This is a genomic window from Pseudomonas sp. FSO-7 (genome assembly GCF_059579345.1).
This window is the reverse complement of record NZ_CM184193.1, coordinates 6,011,796-6,035,732: the sequence shown is the minus strand read 5'-3', so window position 1 is coordinate 6,035,732 and position 23,937 is coordinate 6,011,796. Positions and strand designations below refer to the sequence as shown.

The following is a 23,937-nucleotide window of genomic DNA, read 5'->3' as shown; positions in this document are numbered from 1 at the left end:
ATGCCCTTGGGTTCTGTGGCGTCAGGGCTGGCCTCATCGCGAGCAGGCTCGCTCCCACACTGGTTTTGCTGTGACTCAGATATCGAGTACGACTCGGACGACTGTGGGAGCGAGCTTGCTCACGATAGCGTCCGGTCAGCCAGCATCAATGTTGGCTGAGACGCCACAACCCCACTCCCAAAATCGTTCCAGCCTTCCTACAACTCAATACTCATTCCGTCGTAAGCCACTTCAATCTTTCGACGTACAAGCTCGGCCCGCTCGGGCGAGTCTTCGTCCAGGATCGGGTTGGTGTTGTTGATATGAATAAGGACCTTGCGCTGCTCGGGCAGTTGCTCCAGCACTTCCAGCATACCGCCGGGGCCGTTCTGAGCCAGGTGGCCCATTTCCCGGCCGGTGCGGGTGCCGACGCCACGGCGCTGCATTTCATCGTCGTCCCACATCGTGCCGTCCACCAACAAGCAATCGCTGCCGGCCATGATCGCCAGCAACGACTCGTCGACCTTGCCCAGGCCCGGGGCATAGAACAGTTTGCCGCCGGTGCGCAGGTCTTCGACGATCAGCCCGATGTTGTCCCCCGGGTGCGGGTCGAAGCGATGGGGTGAATAGGGCGGTGCGGCGCTGCGCAGGGGTAGAGGGGTGAAGCGCAGGTTCGGGCAGGCGGCGATGGTGAAGCTCTGGTCGAGCTCGATGCGATTCCAGCTCAACCCGCCATTCCAATGAGTCAGCATGTTGAACAGCGGAAAGCCGGTGCTCAGGTCTTCATGGACCATGTCGGTGCACCAGACTTGATGTGGGCAACCTTCGCGCAGGCTGAGCAGGCCGGTGGTGTGGTCGATCTGGCTGTCCATCAGGATGATCGCGCCAATGCCGGTGTCGCGCAGGGCCCGGCCAGGTTGCATCGGGGCGAAGCCTTGGAGCTGGGCGCGAATGTCCGGAGAGGCGTTGCACAGCACCCAGTTCACCCCGTCATCGGACAGGGCGATGGACGACTGGGTACGCGCCTGGGCCCGCAGGCTGCCGTTGCGAAAACCTGCGCAGTTGGCGCAGTTGCAGTTCCACTGGGGGAAACCGCCACCGGCGGCGGAACCTAGAATCTGGACGAACATGGCTGCTCCATCTGCAAACCGAAATAAAAACGCCTCGGCTGGCCGAGGCGTAGTGCTGCGTGCTTAACCGCCTGCAGCAATCAGCGGCTGGCGAAGTACATGGTGACTTCGAAACCGATACGCAGGTCGATATATGCGGGTTTGGACCAGGACATGGGAATACTCCTTTGGTTGGGGGGATTGGGTTCGATGGAACGGTGCAGACCTATACATATAGTCCACCTCCGTTCGGAGATGTTCAGATGCTTAGGCGCCTATGTTACTAAATCTGACAAATTCGTTCGCCGCGATTCTCAAAGAAAGCTCATTACAGCGGCTGCAACGATCATTGCGCCGCTTGCCAGTGTTCTGGCGGGCAGGCGCCATTGCTCAGGCAATGCCATCCCCCTTGCGCGTCGATCAAACCCTGGGCGGCTGTTTCTAGCTGGGCGCGGTCCAGGCACTGGATGGCAGCGGCCAGTTGCTCAAGATAATCCGACGGGCGGCCGGCCAGCTTGCCCTGCCAGAGCAATTCGGCGGCCTGGGCGAAGGGCAGGGCGGTGCTTTGGAGCTGGGCAGCGAGCGCCTGCCGCTGGTCGGTCAGGAATGAATCATCGAACTGCTCGACCAGCGCCGGTAACCCGGCCAGGAATTGCTCGATGTGGGCGATCAGTTGTGCCGCCGAGAGGCTGGGCGATTGGACGCCGAACAACACCCCGGTTTGTCCATTGATCTGCTTCAACCCACTGAACACCGCATAACCCAACTGCAACTCGACGCGCAGGCGCTGGTAGAACGGCGTCTGGCACAGCTGTGCCAGCCAGCGCCAGGCGGCTTCGTCGGCCAGCGCCAAGGTGGCCGTCGGGCAAAACAGCAACACGGCCGCTTCTTCGTCGTGGGTCTTGAGCGTATGCCAGATGCGTTGCCCGCGCGGTGCCATTGTCAGGCTGACGTCCTCGCCGGCAATGCCCGGTACACGGGCCAGCACCGGGCCAAGCGCCCCTTGGGTGGTGGCCGACAGACCGATGGACAGCCCGTCCCATCGAGCCGTTGCCCACACGTTTTGATCGCTGTCGGACATTGGCAACGCTGATGATTGCCGGCAATGATTCGGCAAGACCTTCAATAGCTGTCGAATCGGCATCGACGGGGGGTCTTCACCGGCCTGGGCCATTGGCAGCGGTTGGGCAAGCTTCGCCAGAACGTGTTCAAGCACCAACGGTATCGGCGCCTGCAAGCCGACCAGTTTCAGCAGGCATTGATGGCTGGAGGGTTCGACACTGACGTCCACGCCGGCCTGTCGAGCCTCTTCGCGCACATCCTCCAAGTGTCGGTCGAGCCTGGATTGAACGTCGGGCGGTGCCTGGGTCGTCAGTTGCCAGCGCAGGTACACCGCGCCGTCACGACCGTTGTCCGGCAGTGCCTGGCTGAACTGCATGGGCGAGCGTTCCCGCCGGCCCCGGGAGCGATCCTGGGCGAAGGTGCGCAAGCCGCGGTGGGCGCTGGTTTGACCGCGTATCAGTCCGGCGCGAGGCGCTTCGCCTGGTGTTTGCAGGAACGGATTGGGCGCGGGCAGTTGCCAGGGTTCCACGACGCTATCGGCGGGATGAAGTTGCTTGAGGATTCCCCTGAGCCTCACGAGGTCGTTTTCCAGCAGCGGCGCGTCACGTCCTTCACCGTCCCAGCGGGCCAACTGCAAGGCCGATCCTGTCTCCTGACGGCGTTGCAACAACGCGGTGAACGCCTGGCGCAACGGTGCCCAGTCGTCTTGGACGGCAAAGAAGCCCAACCAGTCGTGCAGCAATGGCTGGACTTGCGCCGCTGCCTGAGCGTTGTGGTGCTTGAACTCGATGTGCAGCAGCGCCTGGTCGGCATACTCATACAGCGCGGTGGCCTTGAGGCTGTCCGCCAGGCCGCGCTGACGCAACGTGGCAAGCAGGCCACCCGGTTTGCTGGAGTTCAGCCACGTACAGAGAAAGTCCAGGGCTTGGGGCGAGGCGGCGGGCAACGCTTCGAAGGCGAACAGCAGGTCGAGACAACCTTCACCAGCCTGTTGATAACTCGTTTGGGACGATGCCATCAGTTTTGGCGGTGCCGGTCTGGCCACCGTTTCAGCGCTCGGTACATGGCTGCCGAACTGTTCCGCCAGCGCTTTCAAGGCATCGATGCTTTGCGGGCCGGCCAGGCTCAGGGTCATCTGGCCGCTCTGGTAGAAACGGCGGTAGAAGTCGTGCAATGCAGTTTGGAATTCTGCCTGCTCCACCGCGAGACTGTCGCGATTGCCGGCATGAAAACCCCGCAGCGGGTGGGACGCTGACACGCCGTCGTACAAGGCCAGCTGTCGCTGGGCGGCCGCATCCTGGGACCAGGCGATGAACTCTGCGTGCAGCACTTCCCGTTCTCGCAACTGATCAGCTTCATCCAGGCGTGGCTGGGCGAGCATGTCCCACAGCCGTTCCAGCCCGTCGGCGAAGGTTGCGGGAGGCAGTTCGAAGAAAAAATCCGTGGTGCGTTCGCTGGTACGCGCATTGACCTGACCGCCGTGCCGCTGCACGTAGGCCATCAGGTTCTCCCCGGCGGGAAACCGTTGGCTACCGAGGAAGAACAGATGTTCGAGCAAGTGCGCCATGCCCGGCCAGGCCAGGGGGGCATCATGGCTGCCAGCGGCGACGCGCAGTACCGCGGCGCTGCGCTTGAGGCCCGGGACATGACGCAATGTCACCCGCAAGCCGTTGGCCAGGATTTCAGTGTGGGGGCGGAGGGAGTCGGGGACCGGCATGGGCGCTTCCAGAACAAGGATGCGCCCATGCTAGCGGATCAGGGCCCTTTCTCAATCCTCAATCAGTGTTTGTGCAGGTCGTCGTAAAGCTCGGGGCGGCGATCGTGCAGGTAGTTGTAGGCCGCGCGGGAGTCGTCCAGCAGTTGTCGATCCAGTTCGCCGACAATCAAGGCCTCGTCCAGTCCCGCAAGTGCCGGGCGACTGCCATTCGGTGCGGCGATGCTGCTTTGGCCGCAATACTGCAGTTCACCTTCGTGGCCGCAATAGTTGGCGTAGGCCACGAAACACTGGTTCTCGATGGCCCGGGCACGCACGGTGACGTCGGCGATGAACTCGTAGGGCTGCATGTTGGCGGTCGGCACCAGGATCAAATCGGCGCCGGCGAGGGCCAGGCGTCGGGCGTTTTCCGGGAACTCCAGGTCGTAACAGATCAAGAGGCCGAGTTTCCAGCCGTTGAACTCGACGATAGGCAGCGCGGAGTCGCCGGCGCTGAACATGGCGTGATCGAGGTCGCCGAACAGGTGGCTCTTGCGGTAGTTGGCCAGGCGCTCGCCCTGGGCGTCGATCAGTTGCACGGCGTTGTAGATCTGGCCATCTTCACTGCGTTCAGGATAGCCATAGACAATCGCCAGGCCGGCCGCCTTGGCAATGCGGGCGATCTGTTGCGCCCACTCGCCGTTGTAGACCTCGGCCAATACATTCACCGCATCGACGCCGATGTTGTAGCCGGTCATGAACATCTCCGGCAGCACCAGCACATCGGCGCCCCTGGCTTCCAGCGCCACCTGGTGCAGGCGTTGCAGGTTGCCGGCCGGATCCAGTGGCAGCGGTGGGCATTGGTAGAGGGCTACACGCATCGAAAACTCCTTTTATTCGGGCAGGGCGATCGGACCGATCTCGTGGAACACATCACCTGGACCCGGGTTCTCGGCGTGAGTTTCACCGCCGAAGTGCTTCATGATTCCCCACACGGCATTGAGTGAGGTCTGTACCGCGCCTTCGACCCAGGCGGGTGTCCATGAGACGTCATCGCCGGCGATAAAGATCCCGCGTTGTTCGGCCGGCATGTCGTCTTGCATGAAATGCGCGTACATGCGCTGGTTATAGCGATAGTGGCCGGGCAGGGCGCCCTTGAAGGCACCGAGGAAATGCGGGTCGGCTTCCCAGGACACGGTGATCGGATCGCCGATGATCCGGGCGGCGATATCCACCTTGGGGTAGATCTTCTTCAGGGCATCGAGGGCCAGCTTCACGCGTTTTTCCACCGGATGCGGGAGCATTTTCAGCGCATCGCTCATCCAGGAATACGACAGGCAAATCACCCCTGGCTTGTCGTCTCCGTTGTCGAACAGATAGGTGCCACGGGTCAGGCGGTCGGTCAGGGTCATGCTCATCAGGTCGCGACCGGTTTGCGGATCCTTGTCCTTCCAGAACGGCCGGTCGACCATCACGAACGTCTTCGACGATTGCATGTAGCGGGTACGGTCCAGGGCCATCCACATTTTTTGCGAGAACAGCGCTTCTTCACATTCGATCTGGGTGGTCAGCAGCCAGCTCTGGCACGTGACCAGCACGGCGGCGTACTCGCGGGTATTTTCCCACACGTCCGTCACGCTGAAACGGCCATCGGCCGCACGGGCAATACGCTTCACGCCGCTGCGGGGGGCGCCCAGGTGCAGCGAGTTCAGGCTGGTCCCTTCGGGCCAGTGAGCACAGCGTTCCGGCACGTGGTTCCAGATGCCGTGGGGCACCTGCTCGACGCCGCCGACCACCAGATGCTGATGGTCGTCGCAGTTGGTCATCACGACGCGGAAGATCTCCAGCATCGAATTGGGGAAATCCGAATCCCAGCCGCCCGTGCCGAAACCGACCTGGCCGAACACTTCACGGTGCTGGAACGACAGCTTGGCGAACGCCTTGGAGGTGGCGACGAAGTCGTAGAAGGTGCGGTCGTCCCACAGCGGCACCAAGGTGTTCCACAATTCCTTGAGGCGTGGCACGTCGCGGTCGCGGATCGCCTGCTGGATGTCGCCGAAGCGCGAACCATCTTCCAGCGCATCGGCCCAGGCGTCGGCGACTTCCTGGAACAGTGCGGGAAGGTCCGCCAGTTTCTGTGCGTAATAGGTCTGGCCTTCCAGGTCGATGACCGTGCTCCCGGACGCCGGGGTCAGCGGGTTGGGGAACGGTCTGGTCTCCAGGCCCAGCTTGTCGACGTAATGGTAGAACGCGGTGGATGACACCGGAAAACGCATGCCGCCCAGCTCGGCAATCACCCCTTCGGCGCCGTTGAACGCCTGTGAGCGCAGGCGCCCACCCATCTTCGATGCCTCGTAGACCACGGGCTTGAGCCCCAGCTTCATCAGTTCGTACGCCGCCACCAGGCCGGCAATACCGGCACCGACAATCGCCACTTCCGTACCGTGGTTATGGGCGGGAATGCTGCCCAGGCCAGCCGGGTGTTCGATCCAGTCGTCAAAGGCGAAAGGAAAGTCCGGCCCCAAAATGGTGATGGGCTTCTTACCGTCTGCTGGGTGGCGATTGTGCTTGTTCATGGCTGACCTTGCTGGGCGACTCGACGCGGTGTTCGCGTCTGAGTATAGGAAAGATGCCAGCCATTCTAGGGAGGGTGGGACACGTTAATAAGACACAATATGTCGTCGTTTTGAGTGTAATCCAGTCATTTTGACCTGTTCCTCAATCGTAATGACGAAACCTGTTCCTCGGTGGGAGCGAGCTTGCTCGCGATAGTGTCGCTTCAGTCAGCGCTTCCATGGACTGACAGACCGCCATCGCGAGCAAGCTCGCTCCCACAGAAACTCTCCTTAACAATTGCCAGCGCGATCAACAGGAGCGGATGCTCGCCGAAACTCCTATGGTTATTCCCTTGAGGTTATATAACCTGGGTGGCATATTTGTATGAAATGGGACGTTGAATACACTGACGAATTTGAGAGGTGGTGGAACCGTCTCTGTGAGTCAGAGCAAGACTCGGTACAGGCCTCGGTAATGCTGCTCGGCGACACCGGGCCGTACCTGGGCTTTCCTCACACCAGTGATATCAAAGATTCGCGTCATGGCAACCTTCGTGAGTTACGAGTGCAACACGCAGGTAGGCCTTATCGTGTGCTCTATGCGTTTGATCCACGCCGCTGCGCCATTCTGCTGATCGGGGGAGACAAAACTGGCCAGGACCGTTGGTATCAGGTGTATGTGCCTTTGGTCGAACGCCTCTATGACGAGCATTTGGAAGTATTGAAGAAAGAGGGTTTTGACAATGGCTAAGAAATTTTCCGACTTGATGGCGCGTCGTTCGCCTGACTCCCAGGCTCGGGCGCAGGCTCTGTATCAGAAGTTGCGTGCAGAAATGCCGTTGCACGAGTTGCGCCAGGCGCAGGAGTTGAGCCAGGAGGCCTTGGCCAAGGCACTGCATATCAACCAGGCGGCGGTCTCGAAAATGGAGCGCCGTACGGACATGTACGTCAGCACGTTGCGAAATTACATCCGGGCCATGGGGGGCGAGTTGGAGATTATCGCGACCTTTCCGGAGGGACAGGTCAGGATCGAAAACTTTGCCCATCAAACACCGTAACTGGCGGTGTTCCTGTGGGAGCGAGCTTGCTCGCGATAGCGTCGGTTCAGTCACATGTCCATGGACTGACGGGCCGCCATCGCGAGCAAGCTCGCTCCCACAGGGTAAGTTGCGCAGGACTTAGACCGGCTGGCCCCGATCGATCTTGCTGCTGAGGATGATCGAGGTGGTGGTCTTCTCCACGCCGTCCACGCTGCCGATCTGGTCCAGCAACTGATCCAGTTGCTCCGGTGATTCCGTGCGCAACCAGGCGACGTAGTCGAACTCCCCGCTGACCGCACACAGCTGTTGCACCTGGGCCATGGCGCTCAGGCGTCGCAGCACGTCCTTGCCGGAGCGCGGCTGGACCTTGATGCCGACGTAAGCCTGCAAGCCGCCGTCAATCACCCGTTGACCCAGGCGTACGCCATATCCGGTAATCACCTTGGTCTTTTCCAGGCGCGCCAGCCGCGAGGTCACGGTCGTGCGGGCGATACCCAGTTGCCGGGCAAGCATGGCGACGCTCTCTCGGGCGTTGATTTGCAGCGCCGCGATCAGTTGCCGGTCGATTTCGTCGAGGACGGGGGGGCGGGTATCAGTCAAGGTGGGCTCCGGCGCAGGCATCGATGGCGGGCATGTTACAGGCTCCCGCGCTCGAAATAGCGAATGGCGGGTAACGCCAGTGCATGCCAGGCAAAGGCGAGGTCCGCCTGGGACGACCTGAGCCAGATACCTTCCCGGCAAATCAGTTGTTCAGCGGGCAATTGCAACAAAGCGTCCAGCAAGAACGATTGCACCGAGCCTTGATCCTCGCTGCTTTCGGTTTCCCAGTCGTGCTCGAAACACCGTATCTGCACGTGTTCTTCGTCGAAGCTTTCGAACTGAGGCCGATTGCCCAACCATTGCGGATGTATCCGCAGCGTATGCGCTTGGACATCGAGGAGCAGCAATTGCCAGCCCCGGTAGCTTCCACACTGTTCTGCCACATCGGTTGCCATACAGGTCAGCGCCAGATAGCGACCGTTTGGTGACCAGGCCATCGAGGGTGCCAGATCAACCAATGCGCAACCCGAGGCCGTTAGCAGGTGCCCGCCGAGACGGGGCGTACCGGCACGTACCCAGCTGTCGGCGTATTCCGTTTCGCTGCCGAACAGCCAGGCGGCATCCTGATCATTCGGCGCAGGCTGGATGAAATCACCCTCGGCGGTGGCTGCTTGCGGGCCGTCCACCAGGCGCCAGGGCTCGACGGTGCTGAGCTGTGACGCTGTCGGTTGCAACTGCACCGTGTTGTAGAACAGTCGGGATTGTTCGTTTGGACGAAAAAAGGACGAGTCACTGCCAACCTCCGGCGCGGCGACGTTGAATCGCTGCAACGGGCTGCTTTCCCTATCGTTATCCAGCCGACCTTGAACGACCGCCAGGCTCAGCCGGCCATCGCGAAAATCGAGTATTCGCTCTATCCACATTGCAGGTCCTTCCAGCAAGCGTTGCTCCTGCAAGTCGGCTACCACCGCGTGGGTTGTAACGGTCGTTGAACCGTCGAAGGGCAGCAGCGCCAGGTAGCGCCCACATTCGGAGACTCGATGATCCAGCAACCAGGTTCCAGGCACGGACCAGTCGCCGATCCTGCAGCGATAGCCACCCAAGCCTTCGCGATTGTCACCGAGCCAGGTCAGGACAGCACGCACGTTGCCCTGCAATGGTTGTTGCGTCTCGATGCAGGAATCGCCTCGCCGGCCCTTGCTGTCCAGCGGCATCGCAATCGCCATGCGGGTCAGCTTGAACTCACCGACCTGCATACGCCCCTGGGCGTCATGCCCGGTCTGGGTTTCGGTATCGCCATGGATACTGTCCAGGCGATAGCCATAACGGCCGGATCCTGGGCGCGGATAGTCGAGGTACGCGCCGATACGCACATGGTCGGCGTCGAGGCCCAGCAGTTCATGCCAGTAGAAGGACGGTTCCGCGGCGCTCTTGACCCAAGGCGAGGGCAGGACGCGCCAGCCGGTGTCGAGCTGCCACAACCAATACCGGTCGCCCTCCCCTTGACCGCCTTGTTCCTGGGCCAGGCACACCAAGGCCCGTTGATCGGTGCTCCATATCAGCGGTGCGTCTGCCGCCATCAGCAGGTCGGACGGTTGCCCGTTGACGCTGACGGTATAGCGCGGCGAAAGCAGGGGATCCAGTGGCTGGGCCAAGTCACGAAAGGTCGAGGGTAATGAGATATTGCCCTGCAGGCATTGCAGGCCATCAGCGGAGCGCCGTTCAAAGGTCTGCTCAGGATGCCAACCGGATTCCAGCCACAGGTCGGCGACAGGCAGCAGATGGGTGACGCTGGCCGTTTGCAGCAGCTCATCGAGGCGGGTTTCGCGAACGCTGTTATCCACCAGCGGGCTATGGCGTCCGCTCAACCGGTCGAGGTCAAAAGTGTCCAACTCCCAGAGCTCGCTGTCGGCGCAGCGGTACAGCAGGCGTTGCTGACGGTCGAGGACCACCAGTCCCCATGCCTGTCGGGACGGTACCGGTGCAGCAAAGTAGCGCCCGTCGGTGGAGAACACTGCCGAGGAGCCAATGCCTTGCAAAAGCACACCGTCGGGGAACAGATAGTCGCAGTACGTCGGGCCGCCCATGGCGATTTCGCCGTGGTTGAAGACCCGGATCGGCTCGCCTTCAGGGGTCAGCAGCGGCTCGTTTCCACCCCAGGCACTCGGCCCTTTGCCGGAAGCGGGCGCCAACCCAAGGCGCCGCTCCCAGCGACTGACGCAGGCGAGCCCGATGATGATGCCGACGATCGCCACCAAGATGCCCCACCACTCAGGCAGCGCCCGGCCCAGGCTGAAACCCAGGCCAAACACGGCACCGACCGTCAACCGCGCGACGCCTCGGCCCATCGCCAAAAAGCCCAGGCGAGCGGCCAGGCCCATCAGCAGCCCGAGGCACACCACCGCCAGCAAAGCCAACGGGGGCGGCAGTATGGTGACGAAAAAGGCCGGCACCAGAAGGATGCCGAGTTGCCAGAACAGTTCAAGAAACAGTCGGGGGAGGCTGGGGCTGGCGATGATGGGAATCTCGGTGATAGAGGTTGAGTGACGGGTATGGGCGTGAGATGAGGCGCGAACTCATCGTTGTAGCGTCAAGTCCTTGGCTGCAATCGTCAAATCAGGAATTCAAATCTGGAGAGCAATTTTACAGTTTCGGGGAGTTTTTGTTGGAGTAGCTTATCGAGGTATTGCCGCGCACTGTGCGGCGGATTTTTCAAGGATGCTCGCTGCCGCTGTGCTGCTTCGAGAACAGCCGCTTGGTCAATATCCCAAAGATCGGCAACGAAATCGTCAGGGTGCAAAGGCTCGATATCAACATAACATGGACTACACCCTAATCACCCTGCGTCTAGGCCAACAAGTTCGGCAGCACCGCCTGAATCGCGGACTGACCCAAGCTCAGCTCGCGGCCTTGGCATGTGTCACCCGGCAAAAGGTCATCGCTGTTGAGAAAGGAGACCTATCGGTGGGTATGCTTGCCTATGCGCGAGTTTTGGGGGCCTTGGACTGTGAGTTCGCTGTGGTGCCAGCGGTAATGCCCACATTGGAGGAAATCCAAGGAATGTTCGATTGATGGCGACGTCGACTTGATGGGCGTTGGAGATTATTGCGACGTTTCCAGATAGGCAGACCAGAACCCCAATTTTCTCTTATCAAGCATGGCAATTGGTGATCCCCAACGCTCAATGTGGACATTTTTGGTCATTTAGGCTGAGGGTGCTTTAACGCTAGATACGCAAAAGCCGCGCAATGCGCGGCTTTGGAGTTGGTGGGCCCACACGGACTCGAACCGTGGACCAAAGGATTATGAGTCCTCTGCTCTAACCAACTGAGCTATAGGCCCTCAGTAGGTCGCGGATTATAGCGACGGTTTCTCGGCTGTGCTATCCGAATAATCCGATACGGTCACACGAAGAAACGTTGCGGCGAACTCGTCGGCGCACAGGGGCAGGCTGACGATGTAGCCCTGGATCTGTTCGCAACCTTCTTCAGCCAGGAATTGCTGCTGGGCCAGGGTTTCGACGCCCTCGGCGATGATGGTGAATTGCATGCTGCGGCCCAAGGCGATGATTGCCCGCACGATGGCCGCGTCGTGCGGGTCGTCGGGCAGGCCGCGGACGAAGGATTGGTCGATCTTGAGGATGTCCAGCGGCAGGCGCTTGAGGTAGCTCAGGGAGGAGTAGCCCGTGCCGAAGTCGTCGATGGCCAATTGTACGCCGAGGTTCTTCAACTGGTGCAACACCGTCAGGGCTTCTTCGGCCTGGCTCATGATGAAGTTCTCGGTAATTTCCAGTTGCAGTAAGCCGGGCCGCAGTTGGTGTTCGCGCAGCAGTTGTTCGATACGCCCCAGCAGGTTGGGCTGGCGCAGTTGGGCACCGGCCAGGTTGACCGACAGAGGGCCGAGGCTTTCGTAGATGCTGTTCCATTCGCACAGTTGCCGGCAGGCGCTTTCCAGTACCCAGTCGCCAATTTGCAGGATCATGCCGTTTTCTTCCGCCAGCGGGATGAAGTGTTCGGGCGGAACGTCACCAAATGTCGGGTGATACCAACGAATCAGTGCCTCGGCGCCCACCAGTCGGTTGTCGGCGAGGCTGATTTTCGGTTGAAAGGACAGTGACAGCTCGTTGCGTTCAATCGCCCGGCGAAGCTCGTGCTCCAAGGCCACGCGCTCGCTGGCCTGGGCGGTGAGGTCGCGGGTGTATTTCTCCACCCGGTTGCGCCCCTTGGCCTTGGAGCGGTACATCGCCGCGTCGGCATTCTTGACCAGCGTGGCGACGTCGCAGCCATCCTGCGGGTAAAGGCTGGTGCCGATGCTGGCGCTGATGAAGAATTCATGCTCACCGGCCTGGAACGGTGCGGTAAAGCAGTTCAACAGTTTCTGGGCGATGTGCTCGGCATCGCTGGGCTGTTGCAGGCCCGGCAGCAGGATAATGAACTCGTCGCCGCCCAGGCGCGCCACGGTGTCGATGTCGCGCAACTGCTCGCGCAAGCGCACGGCAATGCCCTTGAGCAGCAGGTCGCCGACCGGGTGCCCGAGGCTGTCATTGATGTGCTTGAAGCGGTCCAGGTCCAGGAACAGCACGGCACCCTGGCCGCCGTTTTCCTGCTGGCTGTTGAGAGCCGTCAGCAAGCGGCTTTCGAACAGCGTGCGATTGGGCAGGCCCGTCAGCGGGTCGTGGTGAGCCTGGTAATCGAGCCGGGCCTGGGCGTGCTTGAGGCTGGAGATATCGGCGAAGACCGCGACGAAATGGGTGATCTGTCGGCCCCGATTGCGCACGGCGCTGATGGTCAGCCAACTGGGGTACAGCTCGCCGTTCTTGCGCCGATTGGAGATCTCTCCCTGCCAGTGTCCCTCCGCCGTCAACTGGTGCCACATTGCCGCGTAAAACGCGCTGTCATGCAGGCCGGAAGCCAACAACCGAGGTGTGTGGCCCAAGGCTTCGGTTTCGCTGTAGCCGGTAATTTCGGTGAAGGCCCGGTTCACGGCGCTGATGTGCTGTTGCGTATCGGTGATCAGCACGCCTTCGGCAGTGCTTTCGAATACGGTGGCGGCCTGTTGCAGTTTTTCCTGCATCAGGTGGCGTTCGGTGATATCCCGGGCGATGGTCAGCATGCAGTCTTCGTTGCCGATGGGCAGTGGGCGGCTGGACACTTCGCAGAGCCGTATCTGCCCATCGTTGCGACGGATATGGCAGCTAAAGTCCCTGACGAAGCCGTCCCGTTTCAGCAGGTCGAGCATCTGCTTGCGCTCGTTGAGATTGACCCAAATGCCCAGGTCCAGGGTGGAGCGGTCCACCGACAGGGCGCTGTTGAAGCCGGTAATGCGGCTGAAGCCTTCGTTGACTTCAATCAACAAGCCGTCGCTTTGCCGGGACAGCAGCAGGCCATCGGGCGAGGCGTGGAACGCCTTGGCGAACTTTTCTTCGGATGTCTGCAATTGCTGTTGGGTTTCCTTGAGCTGGCTGATGTCTCGCACCACCACGACCAGGGCTGGCGTTGTGTCGAGGTCGAAGGGTTCAGCGGAGATCAGTCCGGTGAATACCTGGCCGTTGCTACGGCGAAAGGGCATTTCCAGGTTGCGAATGCTGCCGGCCTGCAAACGCTGCAACAGGCTCGGCCCCACGCCTTGGATGCCCCAGATATTCAGTTCGGTTGCGTTGCGCCCCACCACTTCTGCGGCACTCAGGCCGATCTGCTCTTCGAAGGCCTTGTTGACCTCCAGCAGGCAACCGTCCAGCAGCCGTGCAATTACCAGGATGTCCGGGCACTGGCGGAACACCGAAGCAAATTTCTGCTCCGAAAGACGCAGTGCTTCTTCGGTGCGCTTGGCTTCACTGATATCGATCATCAACCCGCGCATCAGCGGTTCGTGCCCGTGTTCGATCAGGCTGACAATGTCGCGTACCCACAGGCAGCGACCATCGGCCGTGATCACCCTGTAATCGATGCAGTGGTCGCGGCCCGCCAGCACTTCATGGTCGCAGTAGGTCTGGGCGCGGATCAGGTCGGCCGGATGAATGATGTTGCGCCAGAAGCCGGGGACCAGCCAATGGGAGAGGGGATAGCCCAAGAGGTCTTCGGCGTGAGGCGACACGTAGCTGTAGGTGAAATCGCTGACCCTTGCTTCCCAGGCAATGGCCGACAGGCTCTCCACCAGCCCACGGTAATGGTATTCGCTGCTGCGCAGCTCCTGCTCAAGCTCGACCCTGCGGGCGATTTCCGAGCTGAGCCGGCGGTTGATGCGAATCACCACCGCCAGTATGCCGACCAGGAGCAGCAGCGCAGGCAGGCCGTAAAACAGTAAGTCTGACCAGAGCTGGCGATAGTCGTGCACATTGCCGATCCACTTCTGCTGGATCTCGGCGACCTCGGCCGGGCTCATGTCTGCCAGGACTTTGTCCAGGATGCCCACCAATACCTTGTTGTCGCGAGGGACGGCCATTGCCAATTGATAGCGATAGGGCGTTTCCCCGCTGACATAAAGACCTTCGAGCTTGAGCTGGCGCAGGCTCCAGACACTGGAAGCCAGATCGCCCACTACCGCGTCCACTTCATCGGTTGCCAGCGCTTGCAGGGCTGAACTGACGTTGGGCAGCGCCACGAGGTTCAGGTCAGGATGATGGTTGCGCAGCAATTCATGGGGGGCATAGTTCTCCACCACGGCGATTTTCAGCCCGTATAGCTCCTTGAGGCTGTGGGGCTGGGCGCCACCGCGATGGGCCAGGATGACAATGGGGAAATCCAGGTAGGGGCGGGTAAATGCCAGGTAATTCTGGCGTTCCGGGGTGGACATGATGCCCGGCAATAGGTCGATCTTGCCCTGTACGACCTGCTCCAGCACGGCAGTCCAGCTGGCCGGCTCGACGGGCGTGAGCCTGATGGCCAACCGTTCACGGATGATCTCGATGTAGTCGGCGGCCAGGCCCTGATAGCGGCCTTGATCGTCGCGAAACTCAAACGGTGGCCATGAGGCGTCGACGCCCAGGCGCAGGTCGGGATGGTCCTTGAGCCAGCGGAGCTCCTCATCTGTGAGCGTCAACGCGCCAGCTGTTGCGGTCCAGGTGATCAATGACAGCAAAAGCGCGGCCGTCAGTCTGGGCATCACTGTCTCGTCATGGCTTGGGGAGGATGTTTCGAGTGTAGACGGGCAACAGGGGGGTGAGGAGCGTAACGAAGGGGATTTTATCTGCGCATAACAAAACCCCCGGCAGGGCCGGGGGTTTTGAAGGTCACTCGTCGAGGAAGGAGCGCAGATGCTCGCTTCGCGTCGGGTGGCGCAGTTTGCGCAACGCCTTGGCTTCGATCTGGCGAATCCGCTCACGGGTTACATCGAACTGCTTACCGACTTCCTCAAGGGTGTGGTCGGTATTCATGTCGATGCCGAAGCGCATGCGCAGTACCTTGGCTTCACGGGCAGTGAGGCCGGAGAGTACTTCGCGAGTCGCTTCCTTGAGACTCTCGACAGTGGCGACATCGATCGGAGACTGCATGGTGGAGTCTTCGATGAAGTCCCCCAGATGGGAGTCTTCGTCATCGCCGATCGGGGTTTCCATGGAGATCGGCTCTTTGGCGATCTTCAATACCTTGCGGATCTTGTCCTCAGGCATTTCCATGCGTTCGCCCAGCTCTTCCGGCGTCGGTTCGCGACCCATTTCCTGCAGCATCTGCCGGGAAATGCGGTTGAGCTTGTTGATCGTCTCGATCATGTGCACCGGGATACGGATGGTGCGGGCCTGGTCGGCGATCGAGCGAGTGATCGCCTGACGGATCCACCAGGTGGCATAGGTCGAGAACTTGTAGCCGCGACGGTATTCGAACTTGTCCACCGCCTTCATCAGGCCGATGTTGCCTTCCTGGATCAGGTCGAGGAATTGCAGGCCGCGGTTGGTGTACTTCTTGGCGATGGAGATCACCAGACGCAAGTTCGCTTCGACCATCTCTTTCTTCGCGCGACGGGCCTTGGCCTCGCCGATCGACATGCGACGGTTGATGTCCTTGATCTCGGCGATGCTCAGGCCAGTCTCGGCCTCCAGCGCACTCAGTTTCTGCTGGCAACGAACGATGTCCGGCTGCAGGCGGGCAATGGCTTCAGCGTATTTGCTCTTGCCCTTGGCCAATGCATCGGTCCAGCTTTCGTCGACTTCGTTGCCTGGGAACTGGCGCAGGAAATCAGCACGTGGCATGCGGGCGTCACGCACGCAAAGCTGCATGATCGCGCGCTCTTGCTGACGCAAGCGATCCAGGGCACTGCGAACACGCTCGACCAGGCCTTCGAATTGCTTCGGCACCAGTTTGATCGGCATGAACAGCTCGGCCAGTGCCAACAGCTCGGCAATCGCCTGCTTGTTGTTGCGACCGTGCTTCTTCAGCGCCTTGCGGGTGATTTCCATCTGGTCGGCCACAGCGCCGAAACGCTGTGCGGCGATGACCGGGTCCGGACCGCTTTCGGCTTCTTCCTCGTCGTCGCTCGCTTCGGCGTCGTCGTCATCGGTGTCGTCGTCGGCCTTGACGGCTTTCGCATCGATCGGCGGCGGCACTTCGGCGGCAGGCGGCGCAATGCCGTCGTCCGGGTCGATATAGCCGCTCAGGACGTCGGACAGGCGGCCACCTTCGGTGGTGACGCGGGTGTACTCGGAGAGAATATGGTCAACCGTGCCAGGGAAGTGCGCGATCGCGCCCATCACTTCACGGATGCCTTCTTCAATACGCTTGGCGATTTCGATTTCGCCTTCACGTGTGAGGAGCTCTACCGTACCCATTTCACGCATGTACATGCGCACGGGGTCCGTGGTGCGACCAATGTCGGTCTCGACCGCTGCCAACGCTGCGGCCGCTTCTTCAGCGGCCGCCTCGTCGGTATCGGCGTCGGCCAGCATAAGGGCATCCTTATCTGGAGCAACCTCGAATACGTTGATCCCCATGTCGTTGATCATGCGGATGATGTCTTCCACCTGTTCCGGATCTGAAATATCCTCCGGCAGGTGGTCGTTGACCTCCGCGTAAGTCAGGTAGCCCTGCTCACGACCCAATAGGATCAACTCTTTGATACGAGACTGCTGTTGCGCTTTTCCGGACATAACACCCTATCCACTGAAGGTCTTGGCGGGCAAAAAACAAGCCGAGGATTATACCTGAGCTGTGACCTCACGCGCCAGTTGAGGTCGGGTTTGATGCGCAAACATTGCGGCTGAGTAAGTCGCGCAATTGGTTTTTCTCTTCGCTGGTCAACTCGCTCTGGCGAGCTTTTTGCAGAAGTTGTTCCAGGTTTCGCTCGCGTTGGCGGGCGGACAAGCTAGTAATGGTGTCGAAAAACTGTTGTTCAAGGTTGTCTCCATCAATCAGCCATTCCTTCTCGGCCAGGGCCTTCAAGAGGCGTCCCTGTTCGGTCCCGTGCCACCGTGCGATCAACTGGAAAGAGTTTAGCTTGGGGTTCTTCTGCACGGCTTCAAGGAGGGCGACCAGCAATTGCGTATTGCTGTGGTCCTCGGCGGCGAAGTGCCCCGCATCCTCTACTTTTTCCGCCAGTTGCGGGTGATGCAGCAAGGTGCGCAAGGCGGCCAGTGTTGGGGGTTCGACGGCGGCCGGCACGCGCGGGGCACGTGGCTGGTCGCGATCACCGCGCTTGCCGTTCTTGTCCCAGGGTTTCTTGTCCCATTTCTTGCCGCCGCTGCCGGGTTTTTTCGGCGTCCACTCCTGCTGCGGGGCGTAATCCTGCTGGGGTTGATGATAGTCGGCGAAATCCGGCATCGCGTCGTAATCGATGCCCGGGTCATACGCCGGCGGCGCCTCCAGGGGGGCGCTGTGCACCAGTTGATTGACCGCTTCGCTGTTGAGGCCGGTGATCTCGGTCAGGCGCTGGCGCATGAGCGTGCGCAGGTTGGCGCCGGGCACCTTGTCGATCAGTGGCGCCGCAAGGGTGGCCATGTGGGCCTTGCCTTCGAGGGAGCGTGGATCGGCTTCTTCGGTCAACTGCTGGAAAAAATAGTCGGCCAACGGTTGTGCGTGCTGGTTGATCCGCGCACGGAACGCGTCGGTTCCTTCGGAGCGTACCAGGGTATCCGGATCCTCGCCCTCGGGCAGGAACAGGAAACGTGCCCGCCGGCCGTCCTGCAGGCACGGCAAGGTAGCTTCCAGCGCACGCCAGGCGGCGTTGCGGCCAGCCTGGTCGCCGTCGAAACAGAACAGCACATTGGGCACAACGCGAAACAGGCGCTTCATGTGCTCTTCGCTGGTGGCCGTGCCCAGGGTCGCGACGGCGTTGCGCAGGCCTTGCTGGGCCAGGGCTATCACGTCCATGTAACCCTCGACGACGATGATTTCGTCGAGGTTGCGGTTGTTCTTGCGCGCTTCGTACAGGCCGTAGAGTTCCTGGCCCTTATGGAACACCGGGGTTTCCGGGGAGTTCAGGTACTTGGGCTTGTCGTCACCCAGTACCCGGCCACCGAAAGCAATGATCCGCCCGCGCGTGTCGCGGATCGGAAACATGACCCGGTCGCGGAAGCGGTCGTAACGCTTGCCGGTTTCGGCATTCTCGATCAGCAGGCCTGCGTCGATCATGGCGCGCTGCTGCAGCGTATCGCTGCTTAGATGCTTGTACAGGTTGTCCCAGCCGGGCGGGGCGAATCCGAGGCCGAAGTCTCGGGCGATTTCGCCAGTCAGGCCGCGGCCCTTGAGATAATCCACCGCAGCCTTGCGCGCCGGATGGCTCTTGAGGGCCTGGCGATAGAAATCGGCCGCCGCCGTCAGTAGCGGGTACAGCGGTGAATCGGTCGGTTGGCGCGGTTTGTGCGGTCGACCGCTTTCCTCGCGGGGAATTTCCATGCCGGCGGCTTTGGCCAGTTCTTCGACGGCCTGGGGAAAGTCCAGGTTGTCGTGGTCCATGATGAAGCCGAGGGCATTGCCGCCCGCGCCGCAACCGAAGCAATAGTAGAACTGCTTGTCGGGGCTGACGCTGAAAGAAGGCGTTTTCTCTTTGTGAAACGGGCAGCAGGCCGTGTAGTTCTTGCCTGCTTTCTTCATTTGCAGGCGAGAGCTGACCACGTCGACGATGTCGGTGCGGTTCAGGAGGTCGTCAATAAAGCTCTGGGGAATCAGCCCGGCCATGGCGTTCTCATCATCACTGCGCGAAATATGGACCCGAAGTCGGCAGGCGTAACCGGGTCTGGGTGTGAGGCACGCTGAATCGGTGGCTCGACCGGGTCGTCTGCATCATCGCTGTCGGGAAGTGTATCTGCCGATAATCCACTGACGTTAGTAACTATCAGTATTCGACTGTTTGAATGTGTTGCGCTGAGTCCGGTAACGGCCGGTCAGGCCTCGGATAGCTCATGAAGCGGGCACGCAGGCAGGTGCCTTGGGCTGATCGTCGTTAGAGGAATCAGGGTGTGCTCGTCGGTAGCCTTGGAAGGCTCGTCAGGAAAGACGTGCACCGCTGGCAAAAGAGCCAGGTCTGACGCGGTGAAGCGGGTTGTCTTGGTCGCGTCTGCGACTTTGACGGTGAAGCATCAAGCGTTATTCCGCAAATGCCATAAGCCCGGCTTGAAGGCCGGGCTTGGCAGAAGCTTGCTACGGACGTCTGTGTATTAGTACAGACGTACGGCGCGGCGCTGTTCGCGCTGAACTTTCTTGGCGTGACGCTTAACAGCGGCTGCTGCCTTGCGCTTACGCTCAGAAGTCGGCTTCTCGTAGAATTCGCGGCTACGAACTTCAGCCAGAACACCGGCTTTTTCGCAGGAGCGCTTGAAACGACGCAGAGCTACGTCGAAGGGTTCGTTCTCTTTTACTTTGACGGCTGGCATCCAGAGCTACCTTCATTCATTACCGGGGTCAACATCCTCGCGGCAAAAGAGCACTTGAAGACGTCGGTTTTTAAGGGTTGCGGATGTTAACCCCTCAACGCTCGGAATGCAAAGCCTCTGATCGAAAACCGCTGGTCGGGGCACAACGCGGCGACTATTATGCGCGCCTTCGAATTCAGCCTCTACAAGGCGCAAACCCATGCTAGTACTGGGATTAGAAACTTCCTGCGACGAAACCGGTGTCGCACTTTACGACAGTGAGCGCGGCCTGCTGGCCGATGCGCTGTTCAGCCAGATCGACCTGCACCGTGCCTACGGCGGGGTGGTGCCAGAGCTTGCCTCCCGCGATCACGTCAAGCGCATGCTGCCCTTGATCCGCCAGGTACTGGCCGAAGCCGGCTGCGTGCCGACCGAGATCGACGGCATCGCCTACACCGCCGGCCCGGGCCTGGTGGGCGCGTTGCTGGTCGGCGCTTCCTGCGCCCAGGCGCTGGCCTTTGCCTGGGGGATTCCGGCCCTGGGCGTGCATCACATGGAAGGCCACCTGCTGGCACCGATGCTGGAGTCGCAACCGCCACAATTCCCGTTCGTCGCTTTGTTGGTGTCGGGCGGCCATACGCAGCTCATCCGGGTCGATGGCATCGGCCAATACGAGTTGCTCGGCGAAACCCTCGACGATGCCGCCGGCGAAGCATTCGACAAAACCGCAAAAATGATGGGGCTCAATTATCCAGGCGGGCCGGAAATTTCCCGGCTTGCGACGCAAGGGGTCGATGGGCGTTTCGTGTTTCCGCGGCCGATGTGCGACCGCCCCGGCCTGGATTTCAGTTTCAGCGGGCTGAAGACCTTCGCCCTGAACACCTGGCAGCAGTGCGTCAGCGCCGGGGACGACAGTGAGCAAGCCCGTTGCGACATCTCGCTGGCGTTCCAGCAGGCCGTGGTGGAGACTTTGACCATCAAGTGCAAGCGTGCCCTGAAGCAGGCCGGCCTCAAGCGCCTGGTGATCGCCGGGGGCGTGAGTGCGAACAAGGCCTTGCGCACATCATTGGAGAAAATGCTCGGTGACATGAAGGGCGACGTTTACTACGCCCGGCCGGAGTTCTGCACCGATAACGGCGCGATGATTGCCTTTGCCGGCTGCCAGCGTTTGCAGGCCGGCCAGCAGGAAAGCCTGGCAATCAGTGTGCAGGCGCGCTGGCCCATGGAGCAGTTGGCACCCCTGTGAAACGGCATTTAAAAATGCCGTTCGCGCCCGGCGAACAGGTCGCGTAGATTGCCCCGGTGGCGCCAGACGATCAGCGCAACCAGCGCGGTCATTGGCAGCAAGGCCGCCGGTTCCTGCCAGGCCAGCAATGGCAGGGTCAGCGGCGTGGCGATCAGCGCGGCAAGGGAACTGGTGCGGGTCAGGTAGAACGTCAGCAGCCAGGCACAGACCGCCAGCAGGGCGGCGGGCGGGTACAGGCCCAGCAGCATGCCGGCGGCGGTGGCGACACCCTTGCCGCCACGGAAGCGAAAGTACAGCGGGAATAAGTGGCCGATGACGGCGCAGACGCCGATCCAGGCCTGTTGCTGCAACGAGAGCCCTGCAAGGCTGGCGATCAATACCGGGACAAGGCCTTTGCAGAGGTCGCCCAGCAGGGTCAGGATGGCGAGTTTGCGTCCGGCCAGGCGCAGCATGTTGGTGGCGCCGGCATTGCCTGAGCCACTCATTCGCGGATCCGGGCGACCGGTCAGGCGGCTGAGCAAAATGGCGAAGGACAGCGAGCCGAGCAGGTAGGCGAAAATCGCCAGTAACCAAAACATGCTAACTATTCCGGGCGAGGACGCCCTGATTCTAACGGGGCATCGCGCCCTTGTCGTGCTGCGGAGAAGAGTGCTTGGACAGAGTGTTTATCGAGGGCCTGGAAGTCGACACGGTAATCGGTGCCTACGACTGGGAGCGAGGCATCCGACAGTGCCTGCGGCTTGACCTGAGCTTCGCCTGGGACAACCGCCCGGCCGCCGCGGGCGACGACCTGACCCTGGCGCTCGACTACGCCAGCGTGTCGTCGCGCATCCAGGCATTTGCCGAGCAGGCGCAGTTCCAGTTGGTCGAGACCTTTGCCGAGCGGCTGGCCCAGGAGCTTATGGACGAGTTCAAGATCACCTGGCTGCGTCTGAAAGTGACCAAGCCTGGCGCCGTACCGGCGGCCAGCGGCGTTGGCGTGGAGATCGAGCGCGGATGTCGCTGACTCAGGTTTTTCTCGGACTCGGCAGCAATATCGAGCGCGAAACCCATCTATGCGCCGGTCTTGAGGCCTTGGCTGGATTCCTGGTGGACATGCGCTGTTCGGCCGTGTTCGAGAGCCAGCCGGTTGGGATCAAGAGCGGGCCGTTCTTCAACTTTGTCGTCTCGGCCTTCACGGATCTGCCGCTGATGGAGTTGGATCGTCGCCTCAAGTTCATCGAGGCGGACAACGGTCGCTATGCGCCGGACCGCAAGGGACTGCCACTGGATATCGACGTGTTGTTGTATGGCGAACAGGTCGGTAACTTCGATGGGCTGATCCTGCCGCGCGCGGAAATCCTCAAGAACGCCTTCGTCCTGTGGCCTTTGTCGTTGATCGCGCCGGATCGGATTCACCCCGGTGTGGGCAAAAGCTTTGCCACCTTGTGGGAAGAAGCGCAGATCGACCAGGTGCTGGCGCCGGTGGCTTTCGAATGGCGAGGCCAGCCGCTTACACCGTCGAATCTGCTGTGAGGCGCCTGCCGTCATCGCGAGCAAGCTCGCTCCCACAGTGGATCTCGGTTGAACACAAGATATGTGTTCGCTGAAATTCTAATGTGGGAGCGAGCTTGCTCGCGATGACGGCGGTGCATTCGGCACAAATGCAAGCTGACCTCAAACTTCCCTCAGCTCGCCGCCTCCTTGTAGGCCTTCAACGCCCGGAGACGCTCACGCTTGATTGCCTCTCCCAGCTCCGGCCCCTTGAAGCCCTTTTCCAGCAAAGGCTGCACCGCCACTGCACGAGCCGCTGCTGCGGCGCCCCGCAGATAATCAGCCTGTGGATAACTTCGCTGCTCCAGCCCCTTGCGCCCTCGCGCATCCATCTCGCATGCCGCAATGAATTCCTCGAAGCGCTGGGGGCGACGGTACACATCAAAACTTTGTAGCAGCTCAAGCAAAGTAGATGCCTTCAGTTCAAGCGCGCGATGACCATGGGTATGGTATTGGCCCACCAATAACGCCAGTTCCTGACAGTCGCGGGGCGCCTTGAAGCGCTCGCTGACGGTTTTGATCAGCTTCAAGCCCGTGTGCTCATGGGCGATGTGCCGCGGCCATTCGTGTTGGGGGGTCAGGCCTTTACCCAGATCATGGAGCAGGCAGGCCCAGCGGACCGTTAGCGGTTGTTGATGCAGTGCCGCCTGCTCCAGCACGCTCAGGGTATGGACGCCGGTATCGATTTCCGGGTGATGGGCTTCAGGCTGCGGCACGCCGAACAGCGCGTCGACCTCGGGCATCAAGACCTTGAGGGCCGTGCAGTCGCGCAAGACCTGGATAAATACCTGTGGTTGTTTTTCCATGAGGGCGCGGGAAATCTCTTTCCAACTGCGCTCAGCCGTCAACGCCTCCAATTCGCCGGACGCGCTGAGCTGGCGCATCAGTTCGAGGGTTTCGTCCGCCACCTTGAAACCCAGCGGCGCATAACGCGCGGCAAAGCGGGCAACCCGCAGGACCCGGAGCGGATCTTCGGCGAAAGCGGGGGATACGTGACGCAGCACCCGGGCTTCCAGATCGCGCTGGCCGTGGTACGGGTCGGTCAGGTTGCCATGGTCATCTTCAGCCATGGCGTTGATGGTCAAGTCCCGGCGGACCAGGTCTTGCGCCAAGGTGACTTCAGGGCTGGCGTGGAACACGAAACCGCCATAGCCGCGGCCGCTCTTGCGCTCGGTGCGTGCCAGGGCGTATTCCTCGCCGGTCTTCGGGTCGAGGAATACCGGAAAGTCAGCCCCCACGGGGCGAAAACCCTTGGCGAGCATTTCCTCGGCGGTGGCTCCCACGACGACCCGATCGACGTCGGTGACGGGAATGCCCAGCAGGCGATCGCGTACGGCGCCGCCAACTTTATAGATCTGCATAAAAAACCTCCGTTGGTCCGACAGGATAACCTTTGCGTCAGAC

19 protein-coding genes, 1 tRNA gene and 1 pseudogene are annotated in these 23,937 nt (G+C 61.0%); 6 read left to right on the top strand and 15 right to left on the bottom strand.

All coding sequences use genetic code 11. The features are described 5' to 3' along the window. Positions 1-197: 197 nt before the first annotated feature. The 5 genes from pqqB to AC515T_RS26515 all read right to left on the bottom strand — a co-directional run bounded on the left by pqqB (position 198) and on the right by AC515T_RS26515 (position 6,419). Entirely contained in the window at positions 198-1,109 is a 912-nt protein-coding gene (gene pqqB, locus AC515T_RS26535; protein ID WP_092202698.1) for a pyrroloquinoline quinone biosynthesis protein PqqB, read from the bottom strand. 80 nt (positions 1,110-1,189) lie between these two features. After that, on the bottom strand, positions 1,190-1,264 hold the full coding sequence (gene pqqA, locus AC515T_RS26530) for a pyrroloquinoline quinone precursor peptide PqqA (protein WP_003177660.1): 75 nt from the start codon (positions 1,262-1,264) through the stop codon (positions 1,190-1,192). A 170-nt stretch (positions 1,265-1,434) separates the two neighbouring features. Continuing rightward, positions 1,435-3,867 (bottom strand): pyrroloquinoline quinone biosynthesis protein PqqF, encoded by a 2,433-nt coding sequence (gene pqqF / locus AC515T_RS26525; RefSeq protein ID WP_496530586.1) that lies wholly within the window; start codon positions 3,865-3,867, stop codon positions 1,435-1,437. A gap of 62 nt (positions 3,868-3,929) precedes the next feature. Beyond that, positions 3,930-4,724: a carbon-nitrogen hydrolase family protein gene (locus AC515T_RS26520; RefSeq protein WP_496530585.1), complete on the bottom strand. Its 795-nt coding sequence runs from the start codon at positions 4,722-4,724 to the stop codon at positions 3,930-3,932. 12 nt (positions 4,725-4,736) lie between these two features. Next, entirely contained in the window at positions 4,737-6,419 is a 1,683-nt protein-coding gene (locus AC515T_RS26515; RefSeq protein WP_496530584.1) for a flavin monoamine oxidase family protein, read from the bottom strand. A gap of 364 nt (positions 6,420-6,783) precedes the next feature. Here AC515T_RS26515 and AC515T_RS26510 point away from each other — a divergent pair, with 364 nt between their 5' ends. Both AC515T_RS26510 and AC515T_RS26505 read left to right on the top strand, forming a co-directional pair. Next, the gene (locus AC515T_RS26510; protein ID WP_496530583.1) at positions 6,784-7,149 is read left to right on the top strand and encodes a type II toxin-antitoxin system RelE/ParE family toxin; all 366 of its coding nucleotides are present in this window, start codon (positions 6,784-6,786) and stop codon (positions 7,147-7,149) included. Further along, positions 7,142-7,456: an XRE family transcriptional regulator gene (locus AC515T_RS26505; RefSeq protein WP_496530582.1), complete on the top strand. Its 315-nt coding sequence runs from the start codon at positions 7,142-7,144 to the stop codon at positions 7,454-7,456. Before AC515T_RS26510 ends, AC515T_RS26505 begins: the two co-directional genes overlap by 8 nt. Positions 7,457-7,576: 120 nt before the next feature. Here the strand turns inward: AC515T_RS26505 and AC515T_RS26500 are convergent, their stop codons facing one another. The 3 genes and pseudogenes from AC515T_RS26500 to AC515T_RS26490 form a co-directional block, all read right to left on the bottom strand. Continuing rightward, a complete protein-coding gene (locus AC515T_RS26500) occupies positions 7,577-8,038 on the bottom strand; it encodes an Lrp/AsnC family transcriptional regulator (protein ID WP_053125954.1) in 462 nt (153 codons plus the stop codon). Between the two features lie 35 nt (positions 8,039-8,073). Beyond that, on the bottom strand, positions 8,074-10,503 hold the full coding sequence (locus AC515T_RS26495; RefSeq protein ID WP_496533197.1) for a sulfite exporter TauE/SafE family protein: 2,430 nt from the start codon (positions 10,501-10,503) through the stop codon (positions 8,074-8,076). A gap of 86 nt (positions 10,504-10,589) precedes the next feature. Beyond that, positions 10,590-10,790: pseudogene (locus tag AC515T_RS26490) on the bottom strand (VapC50 family PIN domain-containing toxin); the annotation flags it as partial. Positions 10,791-10,798: 8 nt separating this feature from the next. On the opposite strand from AC515T_RS26490, the gene AC515T_RS26485 reads away from it, so the two are divergent. Next, positions 10,799-11,050, top strand: coding sequence for a helix-turn-helix transcriptional regulator (locus AC515T_RS26485; protein WP_496533196.1), 252 nt, complete (start codon positions 10,799-10,801; stop codon positions 11,048-11,050). Positions 11,051-11,243: 193 nt separating this feature from the next. Here the strand turns inward: AC515T_RS26485 and AC515T_RS26480 are convergent. From AC515T_RS26480 to rpsU, 5 genes are all read right to left on the bottom strand, one after another. Further along, a tRNA-Ile gene (locus AC515T_RS26480) sits at positions 11,244-11,320 on the bottom strand. A gap of 15 nt (positions 11,321-11,335) precedes the next feature. After that, entirely contained in the window at positions 11,336-15,079 is a 3,744-nt protein-coding gene (locus AC515T_RS26475) for an EAL domain-containing protein (RefSeq protein ID WP_496530581.1), read from the bottom strand. A gap of 127 nt (positions 15,080-15,206) precedes the next feature. Beyond that, entirely contained in the window at positions 15,207-17,054 is a 1,848-nt protein-coding gene (gene rpoD / locus AC515T_RS26470) for an RNA polymerase sigma factor RpoD (protein ID WP_057449625.1), read from the bottom strand. Between the two features lie 67 nt (positions 17,055-17,121). Continuing rightward, complete coding sequence (dnaG, locus tag AC515T_RS26465) at positions 17,122-19,080, bottom strand: DNA primase (protein ID WP_496530580.1); 1,959 nt, start codon at positions 19,078-19,080, stop codon at positions 17,122-17,124. A gap of 479 nt (positions 19,081-19,559) precedes the next feature. Then, entirely contained in the window at positions 19,560-19,775 is a 216-nt protein-coding gene (gene rpsU / locus AC515T_RS26460) for a 30S ribosomal protein S21 (RefSeq protein ID WP_002551877.1), read from the bottom strand. Positions 19,776-19,974: 199 nt separating this feature from the next. On the opposite strand from rpsU, the gene tsaD reads away from it, so the two are divergent. After that, positions 19,975-21,000 carry a tRNA (adenosine(37)-N6)-threonylcarbamoyltransferase complex transferase subunit TsaD gene (tsaD, locus tag AC515T_RS26455; RefSeq protein WP_116833603.1) on the top strand — a complete coding sequence of 342 codons (1,026 nt, stop codon included), beginning with the start codon at positions 19,975-19,977 and terminating at the stop codon, positions 20,998-21,000. A gap of 8 nt (positions 21,001-21,008) precedes the next feature. On the opposite strand, the gene plsY is transcribed toward tsaD, so the two are convergent. Then, complete coding sequence (gene plsY, locus AC515T_RS26450) at positions 21,009-21,578, bottom strand: glycerol-3-phosphate 1-O-acyltransferase PlsY (RefSeq protein WP_496530579.1); 570 nt, start codon at positions 21,576-21,578, stop codon at positions 21,009-21,011. Between the two features lie 74 nt (positions 21,579-21,652). Here plsY and folB point away from each other — a divergent pair, with 74 nt between their 5' ends. Beyond that, positions 21,653-22,006 carry a dihydroneopterin aldolase gene (gene folB / locus AC515T_RS26445; RefSeq protein WP_039590767.1) on the top strand — a complete coding sequence of 118 codons (354 nt, stop codon included), beginning with the start codon at positions 21,653-21,655 and terminating at the stop codon, positions 22,004-22,006. Continuing rightward, positions 21,997-22,515, top strand: coding sequence for a 2-amino-4-hydroxy-6-hydroxymethyldihydropteridine diphosphokinase (gene folK / locus AC515T_RS26440; RefSeq protein ID WP_186652114.1), 519 nt, complete (start codon positions 21,997-21,999; stop codon positions 22,513-22,515). Before folB ends, folK begins: the two co-directional genes overlap by 10 nt. Positions 22,516-22,667: 152 nt before the next feature. Here folK and AC515T_RS26435 read toward each other — a convergent pair whose 3' ends face one another. Beyond that, entirely contained in the window at positions 22,668-23,894 is a 1,227-nt protein-coding gene (locus AC515T_RS26435; RefSeq protein ID WP_496530578.1) for a multifunctional CCA addition/repair protein, read from the bottom strand. Positions 23,895-23,937: the final 43 nt, after the last annotated feature.